Origin of the sequence: Enterococcus sp. 5H, assembly GCF_028128615.1 — a bacterium.
In the GTDB taxonomy this organism is placed as follows: domain Bacteria; phylum Bacillota; class Bacilli; order Lactobacillales; family Enterococcaceae; genus Enterococcus_L.
The window spans coordinates 244,653-265,430 of record NZ_AMDP01000018.1 but is presented as its reverse complement, the minus strand read 5'-3'; the positions used below and the strand labels follow the sequence as shown (position 1 = coordinate 265,430).

Annotated in this window: 18 protein-coding genes; 2 read left to right on the top strand and 16 right to left on the bottom strand. The window is 37.0% G+C overall.

Annotated elements, in window-relative coordinates; all coding sequences use genetic code 11:
• Positions 1–16 precede the first annotated feature (16 nt).
• The 10 genes from C240_RS06025 to purC all read right to left on the bottom strand — a co-directional run bounded on the left by C240_RS06025 (position 17) and on the right by purC (position 10,502).
• Positions 17–511 (bottom strand): type II toxin-antitoxin system Phd/YefM family antitoxin, encoded by a 495-nt coding sequence (locus tag C240_RS06025; RefSeq protein WP_271492256.1) that lies wholly within the window; start codon positions 509–511, stop codon positions 17–19.
• Between the two features lie 184 nt (positions 512–695).
• Positions 696–1,967 carry a phosphoribosylamine--glycine ligase gene (gene purD, locus C240_RS06020; protein WP_271492253.1) on the bottom strand — a complete coding sequence of 424 codons (1,272 nt, stop codon included), beginning with the start codon at positions 1,965–1,967 and terminating at the stop codon, positions 696–698.
• A gap of 13 nt (positions 1,968–1,980) precedes the next feature.
• On the bottom strand, positions 1,981–3,516 hold the full coding sequence (gene purH, locus C240_RS06015) for a bifunctional phosphoribosylaminoimidazolecarboxamide formyltransferase/IMP cyclohydrolase (protein ID WP_271492335.1): 1,536 nt from the start codon (positions 3,514–3,516) through the stop codon (positions 1,981–1,983).
• A 2-nt stretch (positions 3,517–3,518) separates the two neighbouring features.
• Positions 3,519–4,103 carry a phosphoribosylglycinamide formyltransferase gene (gene purN / locus C240_RS06010; RefSeq protein WP_271492250.1) on the bottom strand — a complete coding sequence of 195 codons (585 nt, stop codon included), beginning with the start codon at positions 4,101–4,103 and terminating at the stop codon, positions 3,519–3,521.
• 2 nt (positions 4,104–4,105) lie between these two features.
• On the bottom strand, positions 4,106–5,146 hold the full coding sequence (gene purM, locus C240_RS06005; protein WP_271492248.1) for a phosphoribosylformylglycinamidine cyclo-ligase: 1,041 nt from the start codon (positions 5,144–5,146) through the stop codon (positions 4,106–4,108).
• Positions 5,147–5,187: 41 nt separating this feature from the next.
• Entirely contained in the window at positions 5,188–6,627 is a 1,440-nt protein-coding gene (purF, locus tag C240_RS06000) for an amidophosphoribosyltransferase (RefSeq protein WP_271492245.1), read from the bottom strand.
• On the bottom strand, positions 6,612–8,834 hold the full coding sequence (gene purL / locus C240_RS05995; protein ID WP_271492242.1) for a phosphoribosylformylglycinamidine synthase subunit PurL: 2,223 nt from the start codon (positions 8,832–8,834) through the stop codon (positions 6,612–6,614). The genes purF and purL overlap by 16 nt, the downstream gene beginning before the upstream one ends.
• On the bottom strand, positions 8,831–9,514 hold the full coding sequence (purQ, locus tag C240_RS05990; protein WP_271492239.1) for a phosphoribosylformylglycinamidine synthase subunit PurQ: 684 nt from the start codon (positions 9,512–9,514) through the stop codon (positions 8,831–8,833). Before purQ ends, purL begins: the two co-directional genes overlap by 4 nt.
• 1 nt (position 9,515) lies before the next feature.
• Positions 9,516–9,764 (bottom strand): phosphoribosylformylglycinamidine synthase subunit PurS, encoded by a 249-nt coding sequence (purS, locus tag C240_RS05985; protein ID WP_271492236.1) that lies wholly within the window; start codon positions 9,762–9,764, stop codon positions 9,516–9,518.
• 21 nt (positions 9,765–9,785) lie between these two features.
• Positions 9,786–10,502, bottom strand: a complete 717-nt coding sequence (gene purC, locus C240_RS05980; RefSeq protein WP_271492234.1) for a phosphoribosylaminoimidazolesuccinocarboxamide synthase — start codon at positions 10,500–10,502, stop codon at positions 9,786–9,788.
• Positions 10,503–10,810: 308 nt separating this feature from the next.
• Between purC and C240_RS05975 the strand changes: the two genes are divergently transcribed.
• Together C240_RS05975 and C240_RS05970 are read left to right on the top strand one after the other, a co-directional pair.
• On the top strand, positions 10,811–11,197 hold the full coding sequence (locus tag C240_RS05975; RefSeq protein WP_271492232.1) for a hypothetical protein: 387 nt from the start codon (positions 10,811–10,813) through the stop codon (positions 11,195–11,197).
• Positions 11,198–11,280: 83 nt separating this feature from the next.
• The gene (locus tag C240_RS05970; protein ID WP_271492230.1) at positions 11,281–11,607 is read left to right on the top strand and encodes an inorganic pyrophosphatase; all 327 of its coding nucleotides are present in this window, start codon (positions 11,281–11,283) and stop codon (positions 11,605–11,607) included.
• Between the two features lie 57 nt (positions 11,608–11,664).
• Here the strand turns inward: C240_RS05970 and purB are convergent, their stop codons facing one another.
• The 6 genes from purB to C240_RS05940 all read right to left on the bottom strand — a co-directional run bounded on the left by purB (position 11,665) and on the right by C240_RS05940 (position 20,764).
• On the bottom strand, positions 11,665–12,960 hold the full coding sequence (gene purB, locus C240_RS05965; protein WP_271492228.1) for an adenylosuccinate lyase: 1,296 nt from the start codon (positions 12,958–12,960) through the stop codon (positions 11,665–11,667).
• 18 nt (positions 12,961–12,978) lie between these two features.
• The gene (purK, locus tag C240_RS05960) at positions 12,979–14,100 is read right to left on the bottom strand and encodes a 5-(carboxyamino)imidazole ribonucleotide synthase (RefSeq protein WP_271492332.1); all 1,122 of its coding nucleotides are present in this window, start codon (positions 14,098–14,100) and stop codon (positions 12,979–12,981) included.
• Complete coding sequence (gene purE, locus C240_RS05955; protein ID WP_271492226.1) at positions 14,093–14,581, bottom strand: 5-(carboxyamino)imidazole ribonucleotide mutase; 489 nt, start codon at positions 14,579–14,581, stop codon at positions 14,093–14,095. The genes purK and purE overlap by 8 nt, the downstream gene beginning before the upstream one ends.
• A 204-nt stretch (positions 14,582–14,785) precedes the next feature.
• Positions 14,786–16,540 (bottom strand): glycoside hydrolase family 35 protein, encoded by a 1,755-nt coding sequence (locus C240_RS05950; protein WP_271492224.1) that lies wholly within the window; start codon positions 16,538–16,540, stop codon positions 14,786–14,788.
• A gap of 13 nt (positions 16,541–16,553) precedes the next feature.
• Entirely contained in the window at positions 16,554–18,566 is a 2,013-nt protein-coding gene (locus C240_RS05945) for a beta-galactosidase (RefSeq protein ID WP_271492222.1), read from the bottom strand.
• A gap of 11 nt (positions 18,567–18,577) precedes the next feature.
• Positions 18,578–20,764, bottom strand: coding sequence for an alpha-galactosidase (locus C240_RS05940; protein ID WP_271492219.1), 2,187 nt, complete (start codon positions 20,762–20,764; stop codon positions 18,578–18,580).
• Positions 20,765–20,778 lie beyond the last annotated feature (14 nt).

Genomic DNA, 20,778 nt, shown 5'->3' with positions numbered 1-20,778 from the left:
GATAAAAAGTATCTTATTAACCAATTTTCAAATGAATTTTCTTTACAATGATTTTATCTGATAAATTAGATTGATTGCTTTGTTCCCCAATCACTTCAGCAAATATATTAGTTCGGTCTTCTGTTTTTTGTAATTGATAATCAATTTTACCTGTTTCATTTAATTCATTCATCATTTCCTGATAATCGTCAGTCTGATTTTTTCTAGTGACGAAACCTAAAGAAACTAAGTGTTCATCTAAATTTTTAGTCGAAATTAATGATCCAAAAGCAATTTTCTGACGAATCGCTTGATTCAGCTGCGCTATTTTTAACTCTTGATCTTGTTCAGTGGAATTTTTTTTGATTAATGATTCATATTGTTCGGCAGTCAGCATAACACCAGCAACTTTTTTTCGGTTATAAATATAAACACCTGTCTTCTGTTTTTTCGCTGTGTCAAAAATTGCCATAGGTGACTGCTTTACATCGGTAATTGAAAATACTACTTCTTTTGCTTTCTTGTTACTCATTACTCAACTCCCTTTCCTAGATGATTATATCATATAGAATTAGGGTGTGAAGGGGTTTTTAGCTTTAATATTATTTTTGTGAAAGTCTGTATCTTACATTATTATTACTATCAATATCTGTATAAATTCTCAATAAAATTAAAGTAGCTCTTCTGTTTGTTTATCGGAGTAAAACACTTAAACTTCAGCTTTCTGTCAGTCCTTTGAAACCAATATCTTTTCGATAAAAAGTATTCGTAGTATTTTTATTTTCCAACACTTCATATACCGCTGCTTGCGCCTCTTTTAGTGTATCGGCCGAAGCTTCTACTAAATAAATGCGACCGCCAGTTGAAACAAGTTCATCCGCTTTTTCCTCAACTCCGGCATAGTAAACATGAGCCGTTTTTACATCACCAAAATCAGGAAGAGAAATTTCTTTTTGATAGGAATTCGGATAACCATCCGCTGCAACAACCACTCCTAAGCTAAAACCATGCTTTTTCCATTGAATATTCGGTTGTTTCCCTTTTAGTAAGTCATCGATATTTTCAGCCAAATCACTTTCTAAACGTTGTAACACGACTTGTGTTTCTGGATCACCAAATCGAGCATTAAATTCAATCACTTTTGGACCGCTGTTTGTTGCAATTAATCCAGCATATAAGACTCCTGTAAAAGATCTATCTTCTGCAACTAAGCCTTGTGCAGCGGGTTTGAGAATAGTTTCAATCGATTCTTGAATCAATTCATCAGAAATTTGCGGAACTGGTGCATAAGCCCCCATCCCACCAGTATTCGGTCCTTGATCTTTATCGTACGCACGTTTATGATCTTGCGCTACAATCATCGGATAAACTTCCAAGCCACGAACAAATGCCAATAAAGAAAATTCCTCTCCTTCAAGAAATTCTTCAACCACTACTTTTGACCCGCTTTGACCGAATTTGTCTTTTTTAAGCATATCATTTAATGCTTCGACTGCTGTTTCAACGGTCTCAGCTACAACAACACCTTTACCAGCTGCCAAGCCATCTGCTTTGATCACAATTGGTGCACCTTGTTGAGATACATAAGTTTTAGCTTGTTCAAAATCAAAAAATGTTTGGTGATTTGCCGTAGGAATATGGTATTTGTTCATGATTTTTTTGGCAAAATCTTTTGATCCTTCAATAAATGCTGCTGCTTTTTTCGGTCCAAAGGCTAGTAATCCTGCTTCGTTAAAATCATCAACTAAACCATTTAACAATGGTATCTCAGGACCAACAAATGTCCAATCTACATTATTTTCTTTAGCAAATTTAATTAATGCCTGATGGTCGTCTTCGGCAATCTCAACTACCTTAATTCCAGTTTTCTTCATCCCAGCATTTCCTCTAGCACAAAATACTGTGGAAACTTTAGGACTTTGCATTAACTTTTCTGCAATGACATGTTCTCGTCCACCACTACCAATAACTAAAATCGTTAATCCCATCAGTTTCTCCTTTTTAATGTCTAAAGTGACGAACGTCAGTGAAGATCATTGCTATATCGTATTTATCCGCCATGTCAATTGATTCTTGATCTTTAATACTTCCGCCCGGTTGTACAATTGCTTTTATCCCATGTTTAGCAGCATACTCGACACTATCACTCATTGGGAAAAAGGCATCACTTGCTAAAACAGCCTCATTGACTTTTTCTCCAGCTTGTTCAATTGCAATTTGAACTGAACCAACACGATTCATTTGACCAGCACCAATGCCTAGTGTTTGATGGTTATTTGAAAGTACAATAGCATTACTTTTAACATGTTTTACCGCTTTCCATGCAAAATCCAAGGCAGCTAGTTCCTCTTCAGTCGGTTTTCTTTTAGTAACGACTTGCCAATTTTCGGCAATTTCCTCAATTGTATCTTGATTTTGAATGAGTAAACCACCTAATACAGAGGTTTTTTCGTCTAAAACAGCTTGATCTTTTTTAGCAAAGTCCAATGTTAGCAAGCGCAGATTCTTTTTAGTGGCTAACAAATCAAATGCTTCTTTTGAAAAACTTGGTGCAATAATTATTTCAAGGAACAATTTATGCATTTTTTCAGCTGTTTGTAGATCAACTTCTCGATTTAAGACGAGCACACCGCCAAAAATTGAAACAGGATCAGCAGCATACGTATATTGATAAGCTTCATATATTGTTGAAGCTATGCCAATGCCGCAAGGATTCATATGTTTAACAGCTACAACAGCAGGTTGACTGAATTCTCTGGAAATTCGAATTGCCGCATCTGCATCTTTAATATTGTTGTAAGATAGCTCTTTTCCGTGCAGCTGTTTTGCCTGTGCAACTGAAAAAGAAACCGGTAAAGCATCTTGGTAAAAAGTCGCCTGTTGATGACTGTTTTCGCCATAACGTAGGGTTTGTTTCAAATCATAGGTAAGTGTCAACGTTTCGGGGTGAGTTTCTCCAACTAAATCAGTTAAATATCCTGCAATCAACGCATCATAAGCTGCTGTATGACGAAAAACTTTTGCTGCCAATTTTTGTCTAGTTAAAAGGGTTGTTTCACCTTTTTCTGATAATTCATTCAAAATAAGTGAATAATCTGCCGGATCAACAATCACTGTCACAAATTCATAATTTTTGGCACCGCTTCTTAGCATGCTCGGTCCACCAATATCAATATTTTCGATTGCTTCAGCTTGAGACAAATTATCTTTCAGAATCGTTTCTTTAAACGGATAAAGATTCACACAAACAAAATCAATCGGATGAATTTTATGTAACTCCATTGCCTCCATGTGTTCGTCAACATCACGACGTCCTAACAAGCCGCCATGAATTTTAGGATGTAATGTTTTCACTCTACCATCCATCATTTCTGGAAAATCGGTGATTTCTTCTATTGAAATCGTGGGAATATCTGCTTGTTCGAGGGCTTTTTTTGTTCCACCTGTTGAGATAATTTCAACGCCTTGTTCTACCAACCCTTTGGCAAAATCAATTATTCCTGTTTTATCTGAAACGCTAATTAATGCTCTTTTTATCGTCATAACTGGCTCTCTCCTTGTTGAGTTTTAATAAGTTTGGCTAGTGTTTCGGGATAAAGTTTATGCTCTATTTTATGAATTTTTGCTTCTAATGATTCCAGTGTATCATAATCTTCAATTTTCACTTTTGTTTGAGCGATAATTGGTCCTGTATCAATCCCGTCGTCAATATAATGAATCGTTACGCCCGTTTCAGCTACTTTAGCGGCAAAAGCATCTGCAATTCCATGCAAACCTGGAAAATTCGGTAATAAGGATGGATGAATATTAATCATTTTTCCCGAAAACATTTCAAGTAATGTAGGACCAACAATTCTCATGTAGCCTGCCAAAACAACTAAATCAATTTGCTCCTCTTCCATCAAGTGTAGGATCTCTGCTTCATACATTGCTTTAGAAGGAAAATCTTTTGGGGAAAAGGAAATCACAGGAATCATTAATGCTTTCGCCCGTTGAATCACATACGCATTCTTTCTATCACAAAATAATAAACTCAATTCGGCATTAATCTGTCCCCTTTTAACTGCTTCTGCAATTGCTTGAAAATTACTACCGTTACCTGAAGCAAATACAGCTAATCTCATAGTTACACCTCTTTAAAAACGAGTGCTTGATCGCCTTTTTTCACAACTTTTCCAATAACATAATTCAGCGTATTTAACTCTTTTAAAGTATCTTGAACATCCTTCAGTTTATCAGGTGAGATAGCTAAAACCATTCCAATTCCCATATTGAATATCTCATACATTTCAGTATTAGGAATTGCTCCGTACTTTTCAATGACTGAAAAAATGGGTAGAATCGGCCAACTATTTAACTCTATTTCAGCAGCTAAGCCGGCTGTCAACATTCGAGGAATGTTCTCTACAAATCCACCACCAGTAATATGAGCAATTCCATTCAGTAAGTTGTTTTGAATTAAAGGTAGTAATGATTTTACGTAAATTTTAGTTGGCGTTAATAATTCTTCACTTAATTGTTTTCCCGTCAGTTGAAAAAATTCAGATTCATCCACAGAGGTTTCGTTATCAAAGAAGACTTTGCGAACTAAGGAATAGCCATTTGAATGTAAGCCGCTGGAAGGTAAACCTAAAAGAACGTCTCCTTCTTGGATATTCTCACCTGTTATTAATTGACTCTTTTCAGCAATCCCTACAGCAAAACCAGCTAAGTCATATTCATTTTCTTGATACATTCCCGGCATTTCAGCTGTTTCACCGCCAATTAATGCCGCTCCAGCTTGTACACAGCCTTCAGCTACGCCAGCTACAACTTTTTCTAAATGCTCAGGGTTATTTTTCCCAGTTGCAATGTAATCTAAAAAATATAGCGGCTGTGCGCCTTGTGCAATAATATCGTTTACGCACATCGCCACACAATCAATGCCAATTGTATCGTGTTTATTTTCTTGAATTGCTACCAATAATTTGGTTCCTACACCGTCTGTTCCCGAAACTAAGACAGGCTCCTTCACGTCAACCACACTTAAATCAAAACATCCGCCAAATCCACCGATTGTATCCATCATACCTAGGCGTTCTGTACGTTTGATATGCTTCTTAATCCTTGTTACCACTTCATAGCCAGCTTCAACATCTACCCCGGCTTTTGTATAAGCATTTGCCATTCATGTTCCTCCCACATTTTAAATATAAGTAATCCTTCTATTTAAACAAAACTGATCTTCTCTTTTAATGACGATTGATAATCTTCTTCATAATCGTAAAGAGGCGTTGGATAATCTCCGTTGAAATAGGCCATACAAAGACCTGAATAGGGCGCATCAAAATTTAAACCAATTGCATCGATCAGTCCTTCTTCACTTAAAAATTCTAAAGAATCTGCACCAATCAGTTGTTTTATTTCACCAATAGAATGATTTGCAGCAATCAATTCTTTTCTTGATTGAATGTCGATACCATAAAAGCAAGGAAATTTCAGTGGCGGTGAAGCAATGCGTACATGGACTTCTTTGGCGCCAGCTTCTTTTAGTAACTGTACAATCCGACGACTTGTTGTTCCTCGAACCAGTGAGTCATCTACCATAATGACTCGTTTCCCTTCAACTACACCACGAACGGCTGAAAGTTTCATCCTGACACCTTGTTCTCTTAATTCTTGAGTAGGCTGAATAAACGTTCTAGCGATATATTGATTCTTGACCAAACCCATTTCGTAAGGAATTCCACTTTCTTCTGCGTAACCACTAGCTGCCGAAAGAGATGAATTGGGCACACCAACAACCATATCTGCTGCTACCGGTGCTTCTTTTGCCAAATGTTTACCCATGTTTTTCCTTGCGGTATGAACATTTACTCCAGCAATATTGGAATCAGGTCGTGCAAAATAGATATATTCCATCGAACAAATTGAATACTGTGTTTGATCTGTGTATGATTCTATCCTATAACCAGCATCGTCAATAATCACTACTTCTCCTGGCCCAACATCTTGAACATATGACGCACCAAGTACTTCTAATGCACAAGTTTCGCTCGTTATAACAAAAGAACCATTTTTCATTTGACCGATTGAAAGTGGTCGGAACGCATTAGGATCTAAAGCTGCAATCATCACTGTTTCAGTTAACAGTAAATAGGCAAAGCCGCCTTGTACAGTTCGTAAGCTTTCTTTTAGTCGTTCAATAAAAGTCGCTTGTTTACTTTGGCGAATTAAATGCATCAATATTTCAGTATCAGAAGTAGAGTGGAAAATTGCACCTGCTCTTTCCAGTTCTTTCCGTAAACTTTTAGCATTCGTTAAATTTCCATTATGCGCTAATGCACAGGCGCCATCATAAAACTCGAATAGAAAAGGTTGGATATTTTCAATACTACTGTTACCTGCTGTTGCGTACCGAACATGTCCAATAGCTGAATTTCCGCTAAGAGAAGTAAGTATTTGATCATCCTTGAAAACTTCTGACAATAAACCTAACCCACGATAGCCTTTCAAATTTCTATTTTTATTTACAACAATCCCAGCACCTTCCTGCCCGCGATGCTGTAAACTATGCAAACCGAAATATGTAACTTGAGCGGCATCAGGATGACCCCAAATACCAAAAATTCCACATTCTTCATTTAAGCTTTTTACTTCATTAGGCATGGAATAGCTTCCTCCCATAGTTCTTTTGCTTCCGCAGTTCTTAGAGTTACTTTTTGATCTGTTGTTTGAATACAGAGCTCTCCACTAGTTGTCACTTTACCAAGCTTTTTAGCTTTACCGTTCATTAATTCTTCAAAAGAAAGTTGTTTCTCAGGATCAATTGATAAAATAAAACGTGATTGTGTTTCAGAAAAAAGGTTATGAACTGGCATTGATACTTTAACTTCTATACCAAAATTATTTTCAAAAGCTGATTCTGCTAATGCAACGCCTAGACCACCTTCTGAACAATCATGCGCACTCGATACTAAACCAGCTTTAATTGCAGCGAGTACCAACTGTTGATGTTCTTTTTCAGTTGTTAAATCAAAATCCATTAATTTTCCTTCGATTCGGCCTAAATGCATTTTTTGCAGTTCACTACCATTAAAATCAGGCCTTGTTTCGCCTAAAATATAAATTAGATCATCTGGATTTTTAAAATATTGGGTTGTGATATCTGATAGGTTTTCGATTAATCCAACCATCCCAATCACAGGTGTAGGATAAATCGCTTTACTGTTGGTCTCGTTGTATAAAGAAACATTTCCCGAAATCACTGGTGTTTCCAATACTTCACAAGCTTTAGCAATACCATCAGCGGAAGTCCACAACTCCCAAAAGCCTTCTGGTTTATCAGGTGATCCGTAGTTTAAGCAATCAGTAATCGCCAAAGGTTGACCACCACTAGCAACAATATTTCTAGCTGCTTCAGCTACCGCAATTTGTCCGCCAACCTCAGGATTTAAATATAAGTATCGGGCATTACAATCGGTAGTCATTGCTAAAGCTTTGTTTGTTCCTCTAACTCTTAACACAGCTGCATCACTCCCGGGTAAGACAACCGTATTCGTTCTAACTTGAGAGTCATAAGTTTGATAAATCATTTTCTTTGATGCAATCGTTGGTTGTTGCAACAGCTTCAACAATGTAGCAGTTCCATCGCTAACTTCTGGTATAAAATCTGGTAGACCTTCAAATTGTTTGATTCGTTCCGGTTCTTTCCGTTCTTTTTGATAGACAGGTGCATCTTCCGCTAAAGCATCCACGGGTAAATTCGCTACTTCAAGTCCCTTATGATATAAACGATACAAACCATCATCCGTTACCTGACCAATTGTCACCGCGTCAAGTTCATACTTTTGAAAAAGCTCGATTACCTCGAGCTCATGTCCTTTTTTTACACAAATCAACATCCGTTCTTGTGATTCAGATAGCATCATTTCATAAGGTGTCATATTCGTTTCACGTTGTGGCACATCGTCTAGATCTAAGATCAAACCAGAGCCAGCTTTTGAAGCCATTTCAGCACTAGATGAAACTAATCCAGCTGCTCCCATGTCTTGAATTCCTACCAAAATATCTGCATGCTCTAAAATCAATTCCAAACAGGCTTCAAGCAATAATTTTTCCATAAATGGATCACCAACTTGTACCGCCGAGCGTTGCTGCTCTTCACCTTCAACAAACTCCTCAGAAGCGAATGTTGCTCCATGAATACCGTCGCGTCCTGTTTTCGCTCCAACATACATGATTGCATTTCCGACTCCTTTAGCCTGTCCCTTTTGGATATCTTTATGTTCAATCAAACCCACGCACATAGCATTAACTAATGGATTTCCTTCATAACACGGATCAAATGCAACTTCTCCGCCAACTGTTGGAATACCGATACAATTACCATACCCACTGATCCCGGCAACAACTTCTTCTAGCAAATATTTTGTCCGTTCATTCGTCAATTCTCCAAAACGTAATGAATCTAAAATAGCAATTGGTCTGGCTCCCATACTAAAAATATCCCGAATAATTCCGCCAACTCCTGTAGCTGCACCTTCATAAGGTTCAACCGCCGATGGATGATTATGACTTTCAGCTTTAAAAACCACCGCTTGACCATCACCGATATCAACTATCCCTGCTCCTTCACCTGGTCCTTGCAAGACACGGGAACCACTAGTCGGGAATTTTCTTAAAACCGGTTTTGAATTTTTATAAGAGCAATGCTCGCTCCACATAACGGAAAACAGACCTGTTTCGGTATAATTTGGCATCCGTCCTAAAATTTCTACTTCAATTAATTGATACTCTTCATCTGTCAATCCCCATTGAGCGTAAATTCTTTGATCTTTGATTTCTTTCGGTGTCGGTTCTTGTATTTTCATCATTTCGCCGCCACAGCCTTCCTGTAATTTTTGATGATTGATTTGAAAAAACGCAGTCCGTCTTCTGAACCTAGTAAACTTTCCACGGCCCGTTCTGGATGAGGCATCATCCCCAAAACATTCCCTTTCTCATTGACGATTCCTGCAATATTTTCCAAGCTGCCATTAGGGTTTTCATTTTCATAGGTGAAAACTATTTGACGGTTGACTTTAAGCTGTTCTAACGTTTTTGCATCACAATAATAGTTGCCTTCACCATGTGCAATTGGCAGTTGAATAAGTTCATTTTTTTGATAGTCAGAAGTAAAGTTAGTCTGGTTATTAACCACTCTTATCGGGACTGTTTTACAAACAAAATGCAGTGATTCATTACGGATTAACGAGCCAGGTAACAAACCCGCTTCTGTCAAAATTTGAAATCCATTACATGTACCAAAGACTGGTTTTCCTTCTTTGGCAAAACGAACTACTTCAGTAATAATTTTTGAAAAACGAGCAATCGCTCCACATCTTAGATAATCCCCATAAGAAAAACCACCCGGAATCAAAACACCATCAAAACCAGCAAGGCTTTCTGCATCATGCCGCACATATTCCGCTTCTTCTCCTAAAATATCTTTGACTGCCCACAATAAATCCATATCACAATTCGATCCGGGAAAAACAAGTACTGCAAACTTCATACTAGACTTCCTCCATAATCTCATATCGATAAGTTTCCATCGTAACATTCGCCAATAATTTATCACAGATCTCTTCAATAACGTCTTCCAGTGGTTGTTGGTTCGGAGTGACTTTAATTTCAAAATATTTACCAATACGAATTTCTTCGATTTCATCATAACCCAGGCGATGTACAGCACCTTTTACCGCTTCACCTTGGGGATCTAAAACAGAATCTTTATACGTTACGTAAACTTTTGCTACAGCCATATTTGCAACTCTCCTCTATTTTTAGTCAGCTATTTTTTCTAGGCGCTCAAGTACTTCTTGATAAACAGGTACAATATCACCTAAATTCTTCCGATAAAGATCTTTATCTAAACGATCACCGGTCTTTTCATCCCATAAACGACAGGTATCAGGTGTAATCTCATCCGCTAGTAAAATTGTTCCATCATCCCGACGGCCGAATTCAATTTTAAAATCAATTAAACATATACCGATTTTTTTAAACAATTTTATCAAGGCTTCGTTAATTTTATACGTTTGCATTTTGATTGTTTTAATTTCGTCTTCAGTTGCAATTTGTAGAATTTTTATATGATCTTCATTTATTAGGGGATCATCAAGGGCATCATCTTTGTAGTAAAATTCAATTATGGGGAAGGCTAACGGTGTCCCTTCAGCAATTGCCAGTCTTTTAGCAAAACTTCCCGCTGAAACATTCCTAATGACAACTTCCAGTTGAACAATTTCTACCGCCTCGACTAATTGTTCGTTTTTTGATTTTTTCTTTATAAAGTGATTTTGGATACCTTCATGGGTAAGTCGTTCAAAAACTAGTGCTGTTATTTGATTATTCAGACTTGCCTTTCCAGTTACTATATCCTTCTTTGCACCATTTAACGCTGTAGTTTGGTCTAAATATTCTACTCGTAAAACATTGGGTTCATTGGTTTTGAAAAGTTTTTTAGCTTTTCCTTCATACAATAAATTTTCTGTTTCCACAGATCAACCTCACTCCTATTTCCGTACGTTTTTTATAAAAACCAATTCATAATTCGTGTCCGATCTTTTCTATAGTCTAACAAGGTTATTCTTACTCGTCAACAATTTATTAACAATAAACAGAAACAAAACCAAAAACGTTCGTGTATTATCCGTAACTTTTTTATAAAAATAAAATATATTTAAAAAATACTTGTAAGCATTTACAACTATGTTAAAAAGTGGTATGCTATCAAACAAGAGATTGTAGATAATTTCACTCTATTTTATGTGTGTATTAGTGATGATTTTTGGGAGGGAACACAAGGATGACTAGCGATTATGATAATTTGGCGCAGGAATTTTTGGCAGGATTAGCACCTGAAGAAAAAACACAATTGTACAACGATCTATTAGCTTTAGAGGAAGTACATAAGTTGAATCAACATAGTACTTTCTACACCTTTAGAAATTTAAAACGAGCGGCCCATCGCCATTCTGAAAGAAGAAAGCGAACATTCCGCTATATGAATAGTCATAATACAGAATTGATTATTCATCAAATTCATGAACAACATTTTTTCAAAAATAATTATTGTATTCATGTATATTTGAATTCAAAAGAATGTACGTATCTTTTTATAGATCAGCTACTTTCTATGTTAAAAACTCCGAAAACTACACCTTTTCGAGTTTTACAGGAAATCACGGTTTAATCTAGACTTTACTGATGAGACAAAACTAGTCACTTAGTTTTGTCCATCTTTTTTTACTTTGGTTTGAATAAAAGGAGGAGCTTATGGAAAAACTAAAAGTAATCGTAACGATTGATAGACCAATTGGTTATAAAGATTCATTCGGAAATACTTACCCGATTAACTACGGCTACATTTCAGGCGTGATTGGCGGAGACGATGAAGAACAGGATGCTTACGTTCTAAATGTACCATCAAAAAAACTGAAAAATTTCACCGGTTTTGTAGCAGCCGTTATTCATAGAAACGACGATGTGGAAACAAAATGGATTGTGATTCCTGAAGACACACAGATAACAGAAGAGGAAATTCTTAAACAAACATTTTTTATTGAACAATATTTTGATAGTCATATTGAAATGCTTAAATAAAAAACTAGCAACTTATGATGTTCAACCCCACATCATAAATTGCTAGTTTTTTTACTGTTAAGCTAATCCTACTCGTTCAAAAATAAGATCAACATTTTTTAAATGATAGTTGTAATCAAAAGCATCATCTAACTCTTCTTTTGATAAAACAGAAGTAATATTTTCGTCCGCATCCAACAATGGTCGAAACGCCGTTTGATGATCCCAAGCATAAGCTGTCTTAGGTTGAACTAAATCATAAGCTGCTTCTCTGGACATTCCGTGGTCGATCAATTTCAATAAAACACGTTGGCTGTAGATCAAACCATAAGTTGCATCCATATTACGTTTCATATTCTCAGGAAAAACAGTCAGATTTTTAACAATCGTTGAAAAACGATTCAACATATAATCCAACAAAATCGTTGTATCTGGAATAATAATCCGTTCAGCAGAAGAATGGGAAATATCGCGTTCATGCCATAAAGTAACGTTCTCATAGGCTGTAACCATATGTCCACGAATCACACGAGCAAGTCCTGTCATGTTTTCAGATCCAATTGGATTACGTTTATGTGGCATTGCTGATGAACCTTTTTGACCTTTTGCAAAAAATTCTTCCACTTCGCGAGTTTCCGATTTTTGCAAGCCTCTAATTTCTGTTGCAAACTTTTCGATACTTGTTGCAACTAATGCCATAGCCGATAAATACTCAGCATGTAAATCACGCGGCAAAACTTGAGTAGAGATTTCTTGTGCTCGAATACCTAGTTTATCACAGACATATTCTTCAACAAATGGCGAAATGTTCGCAAAAGTCCCTACAGCTCCACTGATTTTCCCAGCTTCTACACCCTTAGCAGCATGTTCAAAACGCTCAACGTTTCGTTTCATTTCAGAATACCAAAGCGCTAGTTTTAAGCCAAATGTTGTCGGCTCCGCATGAACCCCGTGGGTACGTCCCATCATCACTGTATGTTTGTGTTCTTTCGCTTTTTCACCAATAATTGCTGTAAATTTTTTCAAATCTTCGCGTAAAATATCATTTGCTTGTTTTAGTTGATAACCGTAAGCTGTATCAACTACGTCTGTACTTGTCAGTCCGTAGTGCACCCATTTACGTTCTTCACCTAAAGTTTCAGAAACGGCACGAGTAAAGGCAACTACATCGTGTCTTGTTTCCGCTTCAATTTCTAAAATTCGCGCAACATCAAACGAAGCATTTTCCCGAATTTTTTGTACATCTTCTTTCGGAATTTCACCTAATTCCGCCCAAGCTTCATCGGCAAGAATCTCTACTTCGAGCCATGCTTTATACCGATTTTCATCTGTCCAAATAGCACCCATTTCTGGTCGTGTATAGCGATCAATCATTCGTTTATTTGCTCCTTTTTAATCCCAAATATTGGTTTGATAAATATCTTCTAGTGTTTCAAATATATCTTCGGTTAGAATTGTTATATGTCCCATTTTTCTACCTTTTTTGGCTTCTGATTTGCCATAATAATGAAAATGCCAGTCCGGTTTTTCAGCAATAATATCCATCGTTTCATAGATTTCATTACCTAAAATATTTACCATCACTGCTTCTGAAAGTAAATCAACTTCAGGCAACGGCCAACCACAAATCCCGCGAATATGCGCATCAAACTGACTCATTGAGCAAGCTTCAATTGAATAGTGACCTGAATTATGCGGTCTTGGCGCTAATTCGTTAACATAGATACCGCCATCACCAGTTAAAAACATCTCTACCGCTAATGTGCCAGCTAAATTGACTGCTTCAGCAATCACTCGGGCTATACGCTGTGCTTCTTCTACAACATCCTCTTCTACTCTTGCCGGCGCAATTGTTTCATGTAAGATATTGCTGCGATGAATATTTTCTACAACTGGAAAAACAGTTATTTCACCTTCACCATTACCGCTTACTAAGACTGAAATCTCTTTCTCATAAGGAATCCATGCTTCTAAAACACAAGTTCCTTCTCTTAGTAAATTCATTGAAGGTGCTAAATCAGAAGTACTGTATAAAACATATTGGCCTTTGCCATCATAGCCGCCTCGCGTTGTTTTTAAGACGCAAGGATAACCGATACCGTCGATTGCATCTTGGATATCTGTAGGACTAACAATCGTTGCATGAGGGGCTATAACAATATTATTTTCTTCTAAAAAGGATTTTTCCAATAGTCGGTCTTGTGTAATCGCTAAAAGATCCGTTCCTTGGGGGATACTTACTAAATCTTGAACATGCATTAACGCTTCAACATCAACATTTTCAAACTCATATGTCAAAACTTGAGAACGTCTCGCCAGCTCTTCTAAAGCTTCTAAATCGTCATAATCAGCTAACAAATGCCAATCAGCGACTTGAGCAGCCGGGCAATCAACAGTTGGATCTAAAACGCCTACACGAAAACCCATTTCACGTGCGCTTAGAGCCATCATCCTACCCAATTGTCCGCCACCAATAATACCAATCATTTGTCCTGGCAATAAAGGTTTATTCAAGTTCATCACTACTTTCCATCACAGTTTCTTCAAGAAATTTACGCTCTTCGTCTAATTTCCCTGCTAACTCTACATCATACATGGAAAGCATCTGAACTGCAAGTAGTCCGGCATTCGTTGCGCCAGCTTTTCCAATTGCCGTCGTAGCTACTGGCACTCCGCCAGGCATTTGAACAATTGAAAGTAATGAATCTAAGCCGTTTAATGCTTTTGTTTGAACCGGAACACCAATCACAGGCAATGTTGTTTTTGCTGCGACCATCCCCGGCAAATGAGCCGCACCGCCAGCACCAGCAATAATCACTTTAACTCCGCGATCACGCGCACTTTCAGCAAACGTAAACATATAGTCTGGTGTACGATGAGCAGACACCACTTTTTTCTCATAAGAAACCGCAAATTTATCTAACTGATCGCAAGCATGTTTCATCGTTGACCAATCTGACGTACTCCCCATAATTACAGAAACTAAGACTGACATAACATTCCCCTTTCCTTCTCTATTCTCCTTTATTTTAGCAATGGAAATCTTACGTGTCAAAGTAAAATCGAATATTATATCATTTTTTTAAATTAACGTTCGCTTTATCAGCATTATCCTCATTAAAACACGTAAAACAAGTAGAAATTCACGAAAGTTTCTAGTTAACTTCTAATGAATTCCTACTTGTTTTTTTTATAAATGCTATAATCCGTTTAAAATATCAGGTCTATCAGTTAATAATATAGTCGTTTGAGATTTTCCTTCTGTCTCAAAGATAATAATCTCATTTTCTCCTAATTTCAACTTTGGGCCTGGTATATAAAGTTTTTGCTGCGGCCCTTCTTTCCAATAACGACCAATAGTAAACCCATTCACAATGACAACCCCTTTTCCCCAAGCATTCATATCTATAAACGTATCACCTAAGGAATCTAAAGTAAATGTAAAGCGACTAAAAGTCGGTGACATCGGTATCACCGCACCCGAAAAATCAATTGTATCTATGTTTTCAAAATCAAGACTGTACTGTGACCAACTCGTTTGAAAGGCACCATTAATGACCACTCCGCCGCTAATTCCTTTACGCTGGGAATCCATTTTCACAGAATAATTAACTCGTCCCATATTCTCTACCAAAATCCCTAGTTGATTCTCTTTTTCAACCAATTCAACTTCCATTGATTTTTCAATTTCTAGATCATATTTTGTTTCCAGCCATTGTTGATTAATGAAGATCTGAGCACGATCTGCTACGTTTATCAGTCTAAGATCACTAATGCTACGTGCCGTTCCGATTTCGCTCGTATAAAACACATAACCGTAATTTTGATCTAAATCTTCCATTGTTAACGGATAAGTTGAATCTACTTTTTGACTAATGCTTTCGATTGTATTAAATAAAGAAACTGAATTATCTATTTTAATTACACCAGGATTGATACGTAAGATTGGTTTGATTGGCACTTCAGTGATTTTTGTATACTCAGCAATCACTTCTTTAAATGCTAAATATTTTTCGGTTGTTTCTCCGTATTCATTTACTGGAGCATCATAGTCATATGACGTAGTATCAGGCAATAGTTTCTCATAATAATTCGAACCATTCATAAAGCCAAAATTAGTACCGCCATGAAACATGTAAAAATTGACACTACCTCGCTGTAAAATTTGTTTTAGCGAATGAACGCTGTCACCAATACTTGTTGTATGATGTTCTTTGTCCTGCCAAGCATCAAACCAACCAATCCAGTATTCCATAACCATTAGTGGCCTTTTTTTGTTTTGGAATTCTTCTAAGCGTTTAAAATGTTCAGGAATTTTTGATCCACAGTTAACTGTAGGTAATGCAATATCTTGAATACTGCCATTTTCCAGCATATCGCCCCAAGGTCCATCGGATGTTACTAAGGGAACTGTTACGCCATTTTCTTTCATTAATGTCGCCAGTTGGTACAAATATTCTTGATCATTACTATAGCCGCCGAACTCGTTTTCCACTTGCATTAAAATAATTGGACCGCCTGTCGTAATTTGTAAATCCCTTACTTCTTTAAATAGTTCATGATAATACCGTGTAACATAATCCATGAATGGCTGATACGTACTTCTTACCCGCATATTCCGATCCTTTAACAACCATGCAGGTAAACCGCCAAATTCATACTCTGCACAGATATATGGAGAAGGTCTTAAGATAACTTTCAGTTCTAATGACGCTGCAATTTGAATAAATTTTCGTAAGTCACACCCACCCGAAAAATCATACTGCCCTTCTTTAGCCTCATGTTCATTCCAAGCAACGTAGGTTTCCACTGTGTTACAACCCATATTTTTTAATAAAGTTAAACGATGTTCCCAATACTCCGGGACAACTCTGAAATAATGAATAGCACCTGAAATGATTTTAAAGGGTTTGCCATCTAAATAGAAATCTTCCCGAATCTCAAATGTTGACATGAATATAATGCTCCTATCTCACTTTAGGTATTTTTAGAATTTTAAGATCATTTGCTGGAATCGTGATATTATCTTGCACGATTGCTTCATCTAGTAAAGAATATGCTGACACGTTTAATTGAATAGTTTCAGATTTCTGTCCATAATTAAGTAGAAAAATAAAATTGTCTAATTGGTTTTCACGGCAAGTAACTGAAATAGAGTGACTTTGGTTTTGGATAAATTCACTAGCCGTTGAGGGAATGTCTGCCTCTGTAAGAATCTTCTCTATAATGACTCGGTTGCCTGCTTCAAAAAGTTTTGTTCCTATATAATAGGATTCTCCTTTTCCATATTTATATTGTGTTACTGCCGGCATTTCAGCTAAATATCCTTGAGTAAAATTAGCTACCGCTTGCGCTCCTTTAAGATGAATCACTTCTTCCCACGTTTCAGTTTCATAAGTGCCGTCCCCTATTGCGATCCGGCTCTTAGCATCTAACGGCATTGGGTAAAATTCTTCTACATAAATCCCCAGTACTTCTTTAAAGGCACCTGGATAACCGCCAAGATAAACTCGATCATTTTCATCAACGATTCCGCTGAAGAAAGTCGTCATAAAGTGACCGCCAGCGTTAACATAGGCTTTGACTTTAGTTGAAAAATCTTCAGTTACCAAATATTGTGCATTTGAAATGACCAATTTATAGGGATCAAGACTTTCACTTGGATGAACGAAATCTACACCAATATTCAGCTCATGAAATACTTTATATAAATCCCTCATTTGCTTGATATAGTTAATCTTTGCGCTTGGTTTAGCATCTAATTCTAATGCCCACCAATTCTCCCAGTCAAAAACAAAAGCAACATCTGCCACATAGGTTGTCCCTACTAATTCATTTAATTGCTCCAATTCTTCACCTAATTGAACAATTTCTTTAAACAAACGACTTTCAGGATCTTGATTGTGGCTGACCATACCGCTATGAAACTTTTCTGCTCCGCCTTGTGATTGCCGCCATTGGAAAAACATAATGCCATCTGCACCGTGAGCTAGTGCTTCATAGCTCCATAATCGCATTTGTCCCGGTTTTTTAGCGCCATTAGCTGCGCGCCAATTTACTGCACTTGGAGCTTGTTCCATCACTAAAAAAGGCTTTTTCTTCAAGCTTCTGGTTAAATCATTGGCAAGAAATTGCGGATATGGTTTTTCTTCAAAAGGATTAGGGTAAGCATCCCAGCCAACCACATCCATTTCTTCAGCAAACTTAAATCCATCCACATGTTTATGCAAGCCCATCAAATTTGTCATTACTGGAATATCTTGTGAATACTTACGAATGGCTTCTTTTTCTAGTTTGAACAGAGCTAAATTCTGATCTGAAATAAATCGTTTATAATCTAATTGATGGGCTGGATTTTTAAATGTCGGCATTTCTTTCGGTAAGAAAATTTCATCCCTCTCACTGTACGATTGACTCCAAAATTTCGTTGACCAACAGCGGTTTAATTCATCAATTGTCTGATATTTCTCTTTTAGCCATTGACGAAATGCCGCTAAACAGGAATCACAATAACATTCACTAATATGACAAGTATACTCATTGTTAATATGCCACATAATTAAAGCAGGATGGTCTGCGTAACGTTTTGCAACAGCTTCACTAAGTCGTTTTACATAGGAACGATACAATTGATTGCTAGGACAATAATGTTGTCTGGAGCCATGCACTGAAGGTGTTCCGTTAATCGTTATTGGTAAAATTTCTGGATGTTTTTTGACTAACCACGCTGGCGGAGAAGCCGTACCGTTTGCTAAATCTACACCTATTTCATTTTTATGGAGCAGCTCCATCATTTCATCTAAAAAGGTAAAATCAAACACGTCTTCGCTTGGCTGAATATTTACCCAGCCAAAAATATTTAAGCTAACATAGTTTACTTTGGCTTGTTTCATCAGGCGCATATCTTCCATAATTATTTCCCGACTCCACTGCTCAGGATTGTAGTCACCACCATAAAATAACTCTGTTTGTCTTAACAAGTAAATCCCTCCTAGACCATTTTAAAATAATAACATTCACTTCTAAAGTCACCAGTTTGTTCTATTGATGTATAAATTCCAGCATTCATTAATTCACTGCCTGAAAATGTACCTAACTTTTCATTATGGTAGAGCTCATCATTTTTTAACCCAGCTAATTTTAAAATACATAAAGGCGCTGAGGCTTCTTCAAGCACTTTAAAATAGAAAACTAAACATTCTTTCTGATCTTTTGAAATAAAAGCCCACGCTGTGTCGTTGCCTTCAAATGGACTTAATAAACGGTAAAAATCACCGAATTGAATTAGTTGGCGATGTTGTTTATAAAAACGAACCTGTTCTTTGATTTCATCTTTTTCAGTTTCTGATAATTCTTTTACATCTAATTCATACCCGAAAACGCCAGACATCGCTACATCTCCACGCATCTTCAATGAAGTTGTTCGTCCTGTTTGATGATTAGGGCTGGCCGAAACATGAGAACCCATAGTCACAATTGGATAGACTAAACTGGTGCTATATTGAATTTTCAAGCGAGCGACTGCATCTGTATTATCACTGGTCCATGTTTGAGGCATGTAGTAAAGCATACCTGGATCAAAACGACCGCCACCCCCAGAACAACTTTCAAATAAGACATGAGGGAAGTCTTGTGTCAACTGTTCTAAAAATTCATACAGACCTAATATATACCGATGATGAACTTCTCCTTGCTGAGCAGCATCTAAGGCTAAAGAATAGACTTCACTTAAATTCCGATTGCAGTCCCATTTTACATATCTAATATCATATTGTGTGAGAATCGCGGCAACTTTTTGGTAAATATGCGTACGCACTTCTTGACGGGAAAAATCTAAAACAAATTGATCTCGACTTTTTGATTTCTCTCGATTAGGTATTTGTATCGCCCAATCTGGATGCTGTTTAAATAGTTCACTTGTTTCAGAAATCATTTCAGGTTCTAACCAAAGACCAAACTGCATATTTTTTTGTTTCGCTGCATTAATAATGCCATTCAAGCCGTTTGTTAGTTTCTCAGCATTTACTTCCCAATCGCCTAATGACGTCTGATCGTTATTACGTTTTCCATACCAACCATCATCTAAAACAAAAAGTTCAATCCCAAGTTCAGCTGATTCCTCAATCAAGGTTGTAATGCTTGCCTCGTCAAAATCAAAATAAGTTGCTTCCCAGTTATTGACCAGAATTGGTCGTTGTTGTTTTTGATAGTTTCCTCTAAGCAAGTTTTCAGTATAAAGCTGATGATATATTTGAGACATACCATTTAATCCTTGATCTGAATAGACCAAAACAACTTCCGGGGTTTGAAATTCCTGGTCTTTCGTTAACAACCAATTAAAGTTCAGTGGATTCAACCCAGCATTTACACGCAATTGATTAAATGGATCTTTTTCAATCGAAAATTGAAAACTGCCGCTATAAATCAAACTAATCCCATATGCATCTCCGACAAATTCGTTCGTCTGTTCTTTAATGAGTGCTGTAAATGGATTTTGTTGATGACTGCTGGCACCTCTAGAAGAAGAAATCGTTTGAATACCTGTATTTATTTTTTCTCTGACTAATTGTCGTTCACGCCCCCAAGCACCAGGAAAATTCAGACATTCAAAATCACTTTCCAGAAAATCAAGCTGACAACTATCAAATTTTCGGATCATTAACTTTTCTGATGATCGATTCACTAACTTAGCTGAACGGATCACCGCATCTTTCCCTTCCACTAAAGAAAAATAGAGAAACAATTGAACATCAGGCAAACTTTGATCCTGCATTTCGATCGCTAATGTTTGGCTATTTTCACTATGAATTTGCGGTAATCCGTGAATCTCATTTTTCTCTGAATAGATTTCATGAGCAGCATAACGAAAATCTGTTACTTTAGAACCATTGGCTTGTTCTAAAACCAAAGCAGGCACACGAAAATCACCCGCTCCATAGCCACTATAAACTTGGGGAAGAGTATCTTTTGAAAAAAGCCGATCCGTTGCATCATACAAATTTGGTGAAAACGAGCGATCAATTCTCGGATATTGACGAATTCCATGATAATCAACAATACGCTTGCCAAAATAATGATGGGCTAATAGATCTCCTTCTTCAATTTTCATAATATAGCTCATCGTATCCGTTGCTAAATGAAATACTTGTTGCTCTGCTTGAAATGTAATAGATATCATAAGACATCTCCTTT

Coding starts and splice junctions, on each gene's coding strand:
- purN (WP_271492250.1), bottom strand. CDS start 4,103: ATGAGATTAGCTGTATTTGCTTCAGGTAACGGTAGTAATTTTCAAGCA.
- C240_RS05975 (WP_271492232.1), top strand. CDS start 10,811: ATGACTAGCGATTATGATAATTTGGCGCAGGAATTTTTGGCAGGATTA.
- purE (WP_271492226.1), bottom strand. CDS start 14,581: ATGTCAGTCTTAGTTTCTGTAATTATGGGGAGTACGTCAGATTGGTCA.
- purB (WP_271492228.1), bottom strand. CDS start 12,960: ATGATTGATCGCTATACACGACCAGAAATGGGTGCTATTTGGACAGAT.
- purL (WP_271492242.1), bottom strand. CDS start 8,834: ATGATGAAAATACAAGAACCGACACCGAAAGAAATCAAAGATCAAAGA.
- C240_RS05950 (WP_271492224.1), bottom strand. CDS start 16,540: ATGTCAACATTTGAGATTCGGGAAGATTTCTATTTAGATGGCAAACCC.
- purM (WP_271492248.1), bottom strand. CDS start 5,146: ATGGCAAATGCTTATACAAAAGCCGGGGTAGATGTTGAAGCTGGCTAT.
- purF (WP_271492245.1), bottom strand. CDS start 6,627: ATGCCTAATGAAGTAAAAAGCTTAAATGAAGAATGTGGAATTTTTGGT.
- C240_RS05940 (WP_271492219.1), bottom strand. CDS start 20,764: ATGATATCTATTACATTTCAAGCAGAGCAACAAGTATTTCATTTAGCA.
- C240_RS05970 (WP_271492230.1), top strand. CDS start 11,281: ATGGAAAAACTAAAAGTAATCGTAACGATTGATAGACCAATTGGTTAT.
- purS (WP_271492236.1), bottom strand. CDS start 9,764: ATGGCTGTAGCAAAAGTTTACGTAACGTATAAAGATTCTGTTTTAGAT.
- purQ (WP_271492239.1), bottom strand. CDS start 9,514: ATGAAGTTTGCAGTACTTGTTTTTCCCGGATCGAATTGTGATATGGAT.
- C240_RS06025 (WP_271492256.1), bottom strand. CDS start 511: ATGAGTAACAAGAAAGCAAAAGAAGTAGTATTTTCAATTACCGATGTA.
- purD (WP_271492253.1), bottom strand. CDS start 1,967: ATGGGATTAACGATTTTAGTTATTGGTAGTGGTGGACGAGAACATGTC.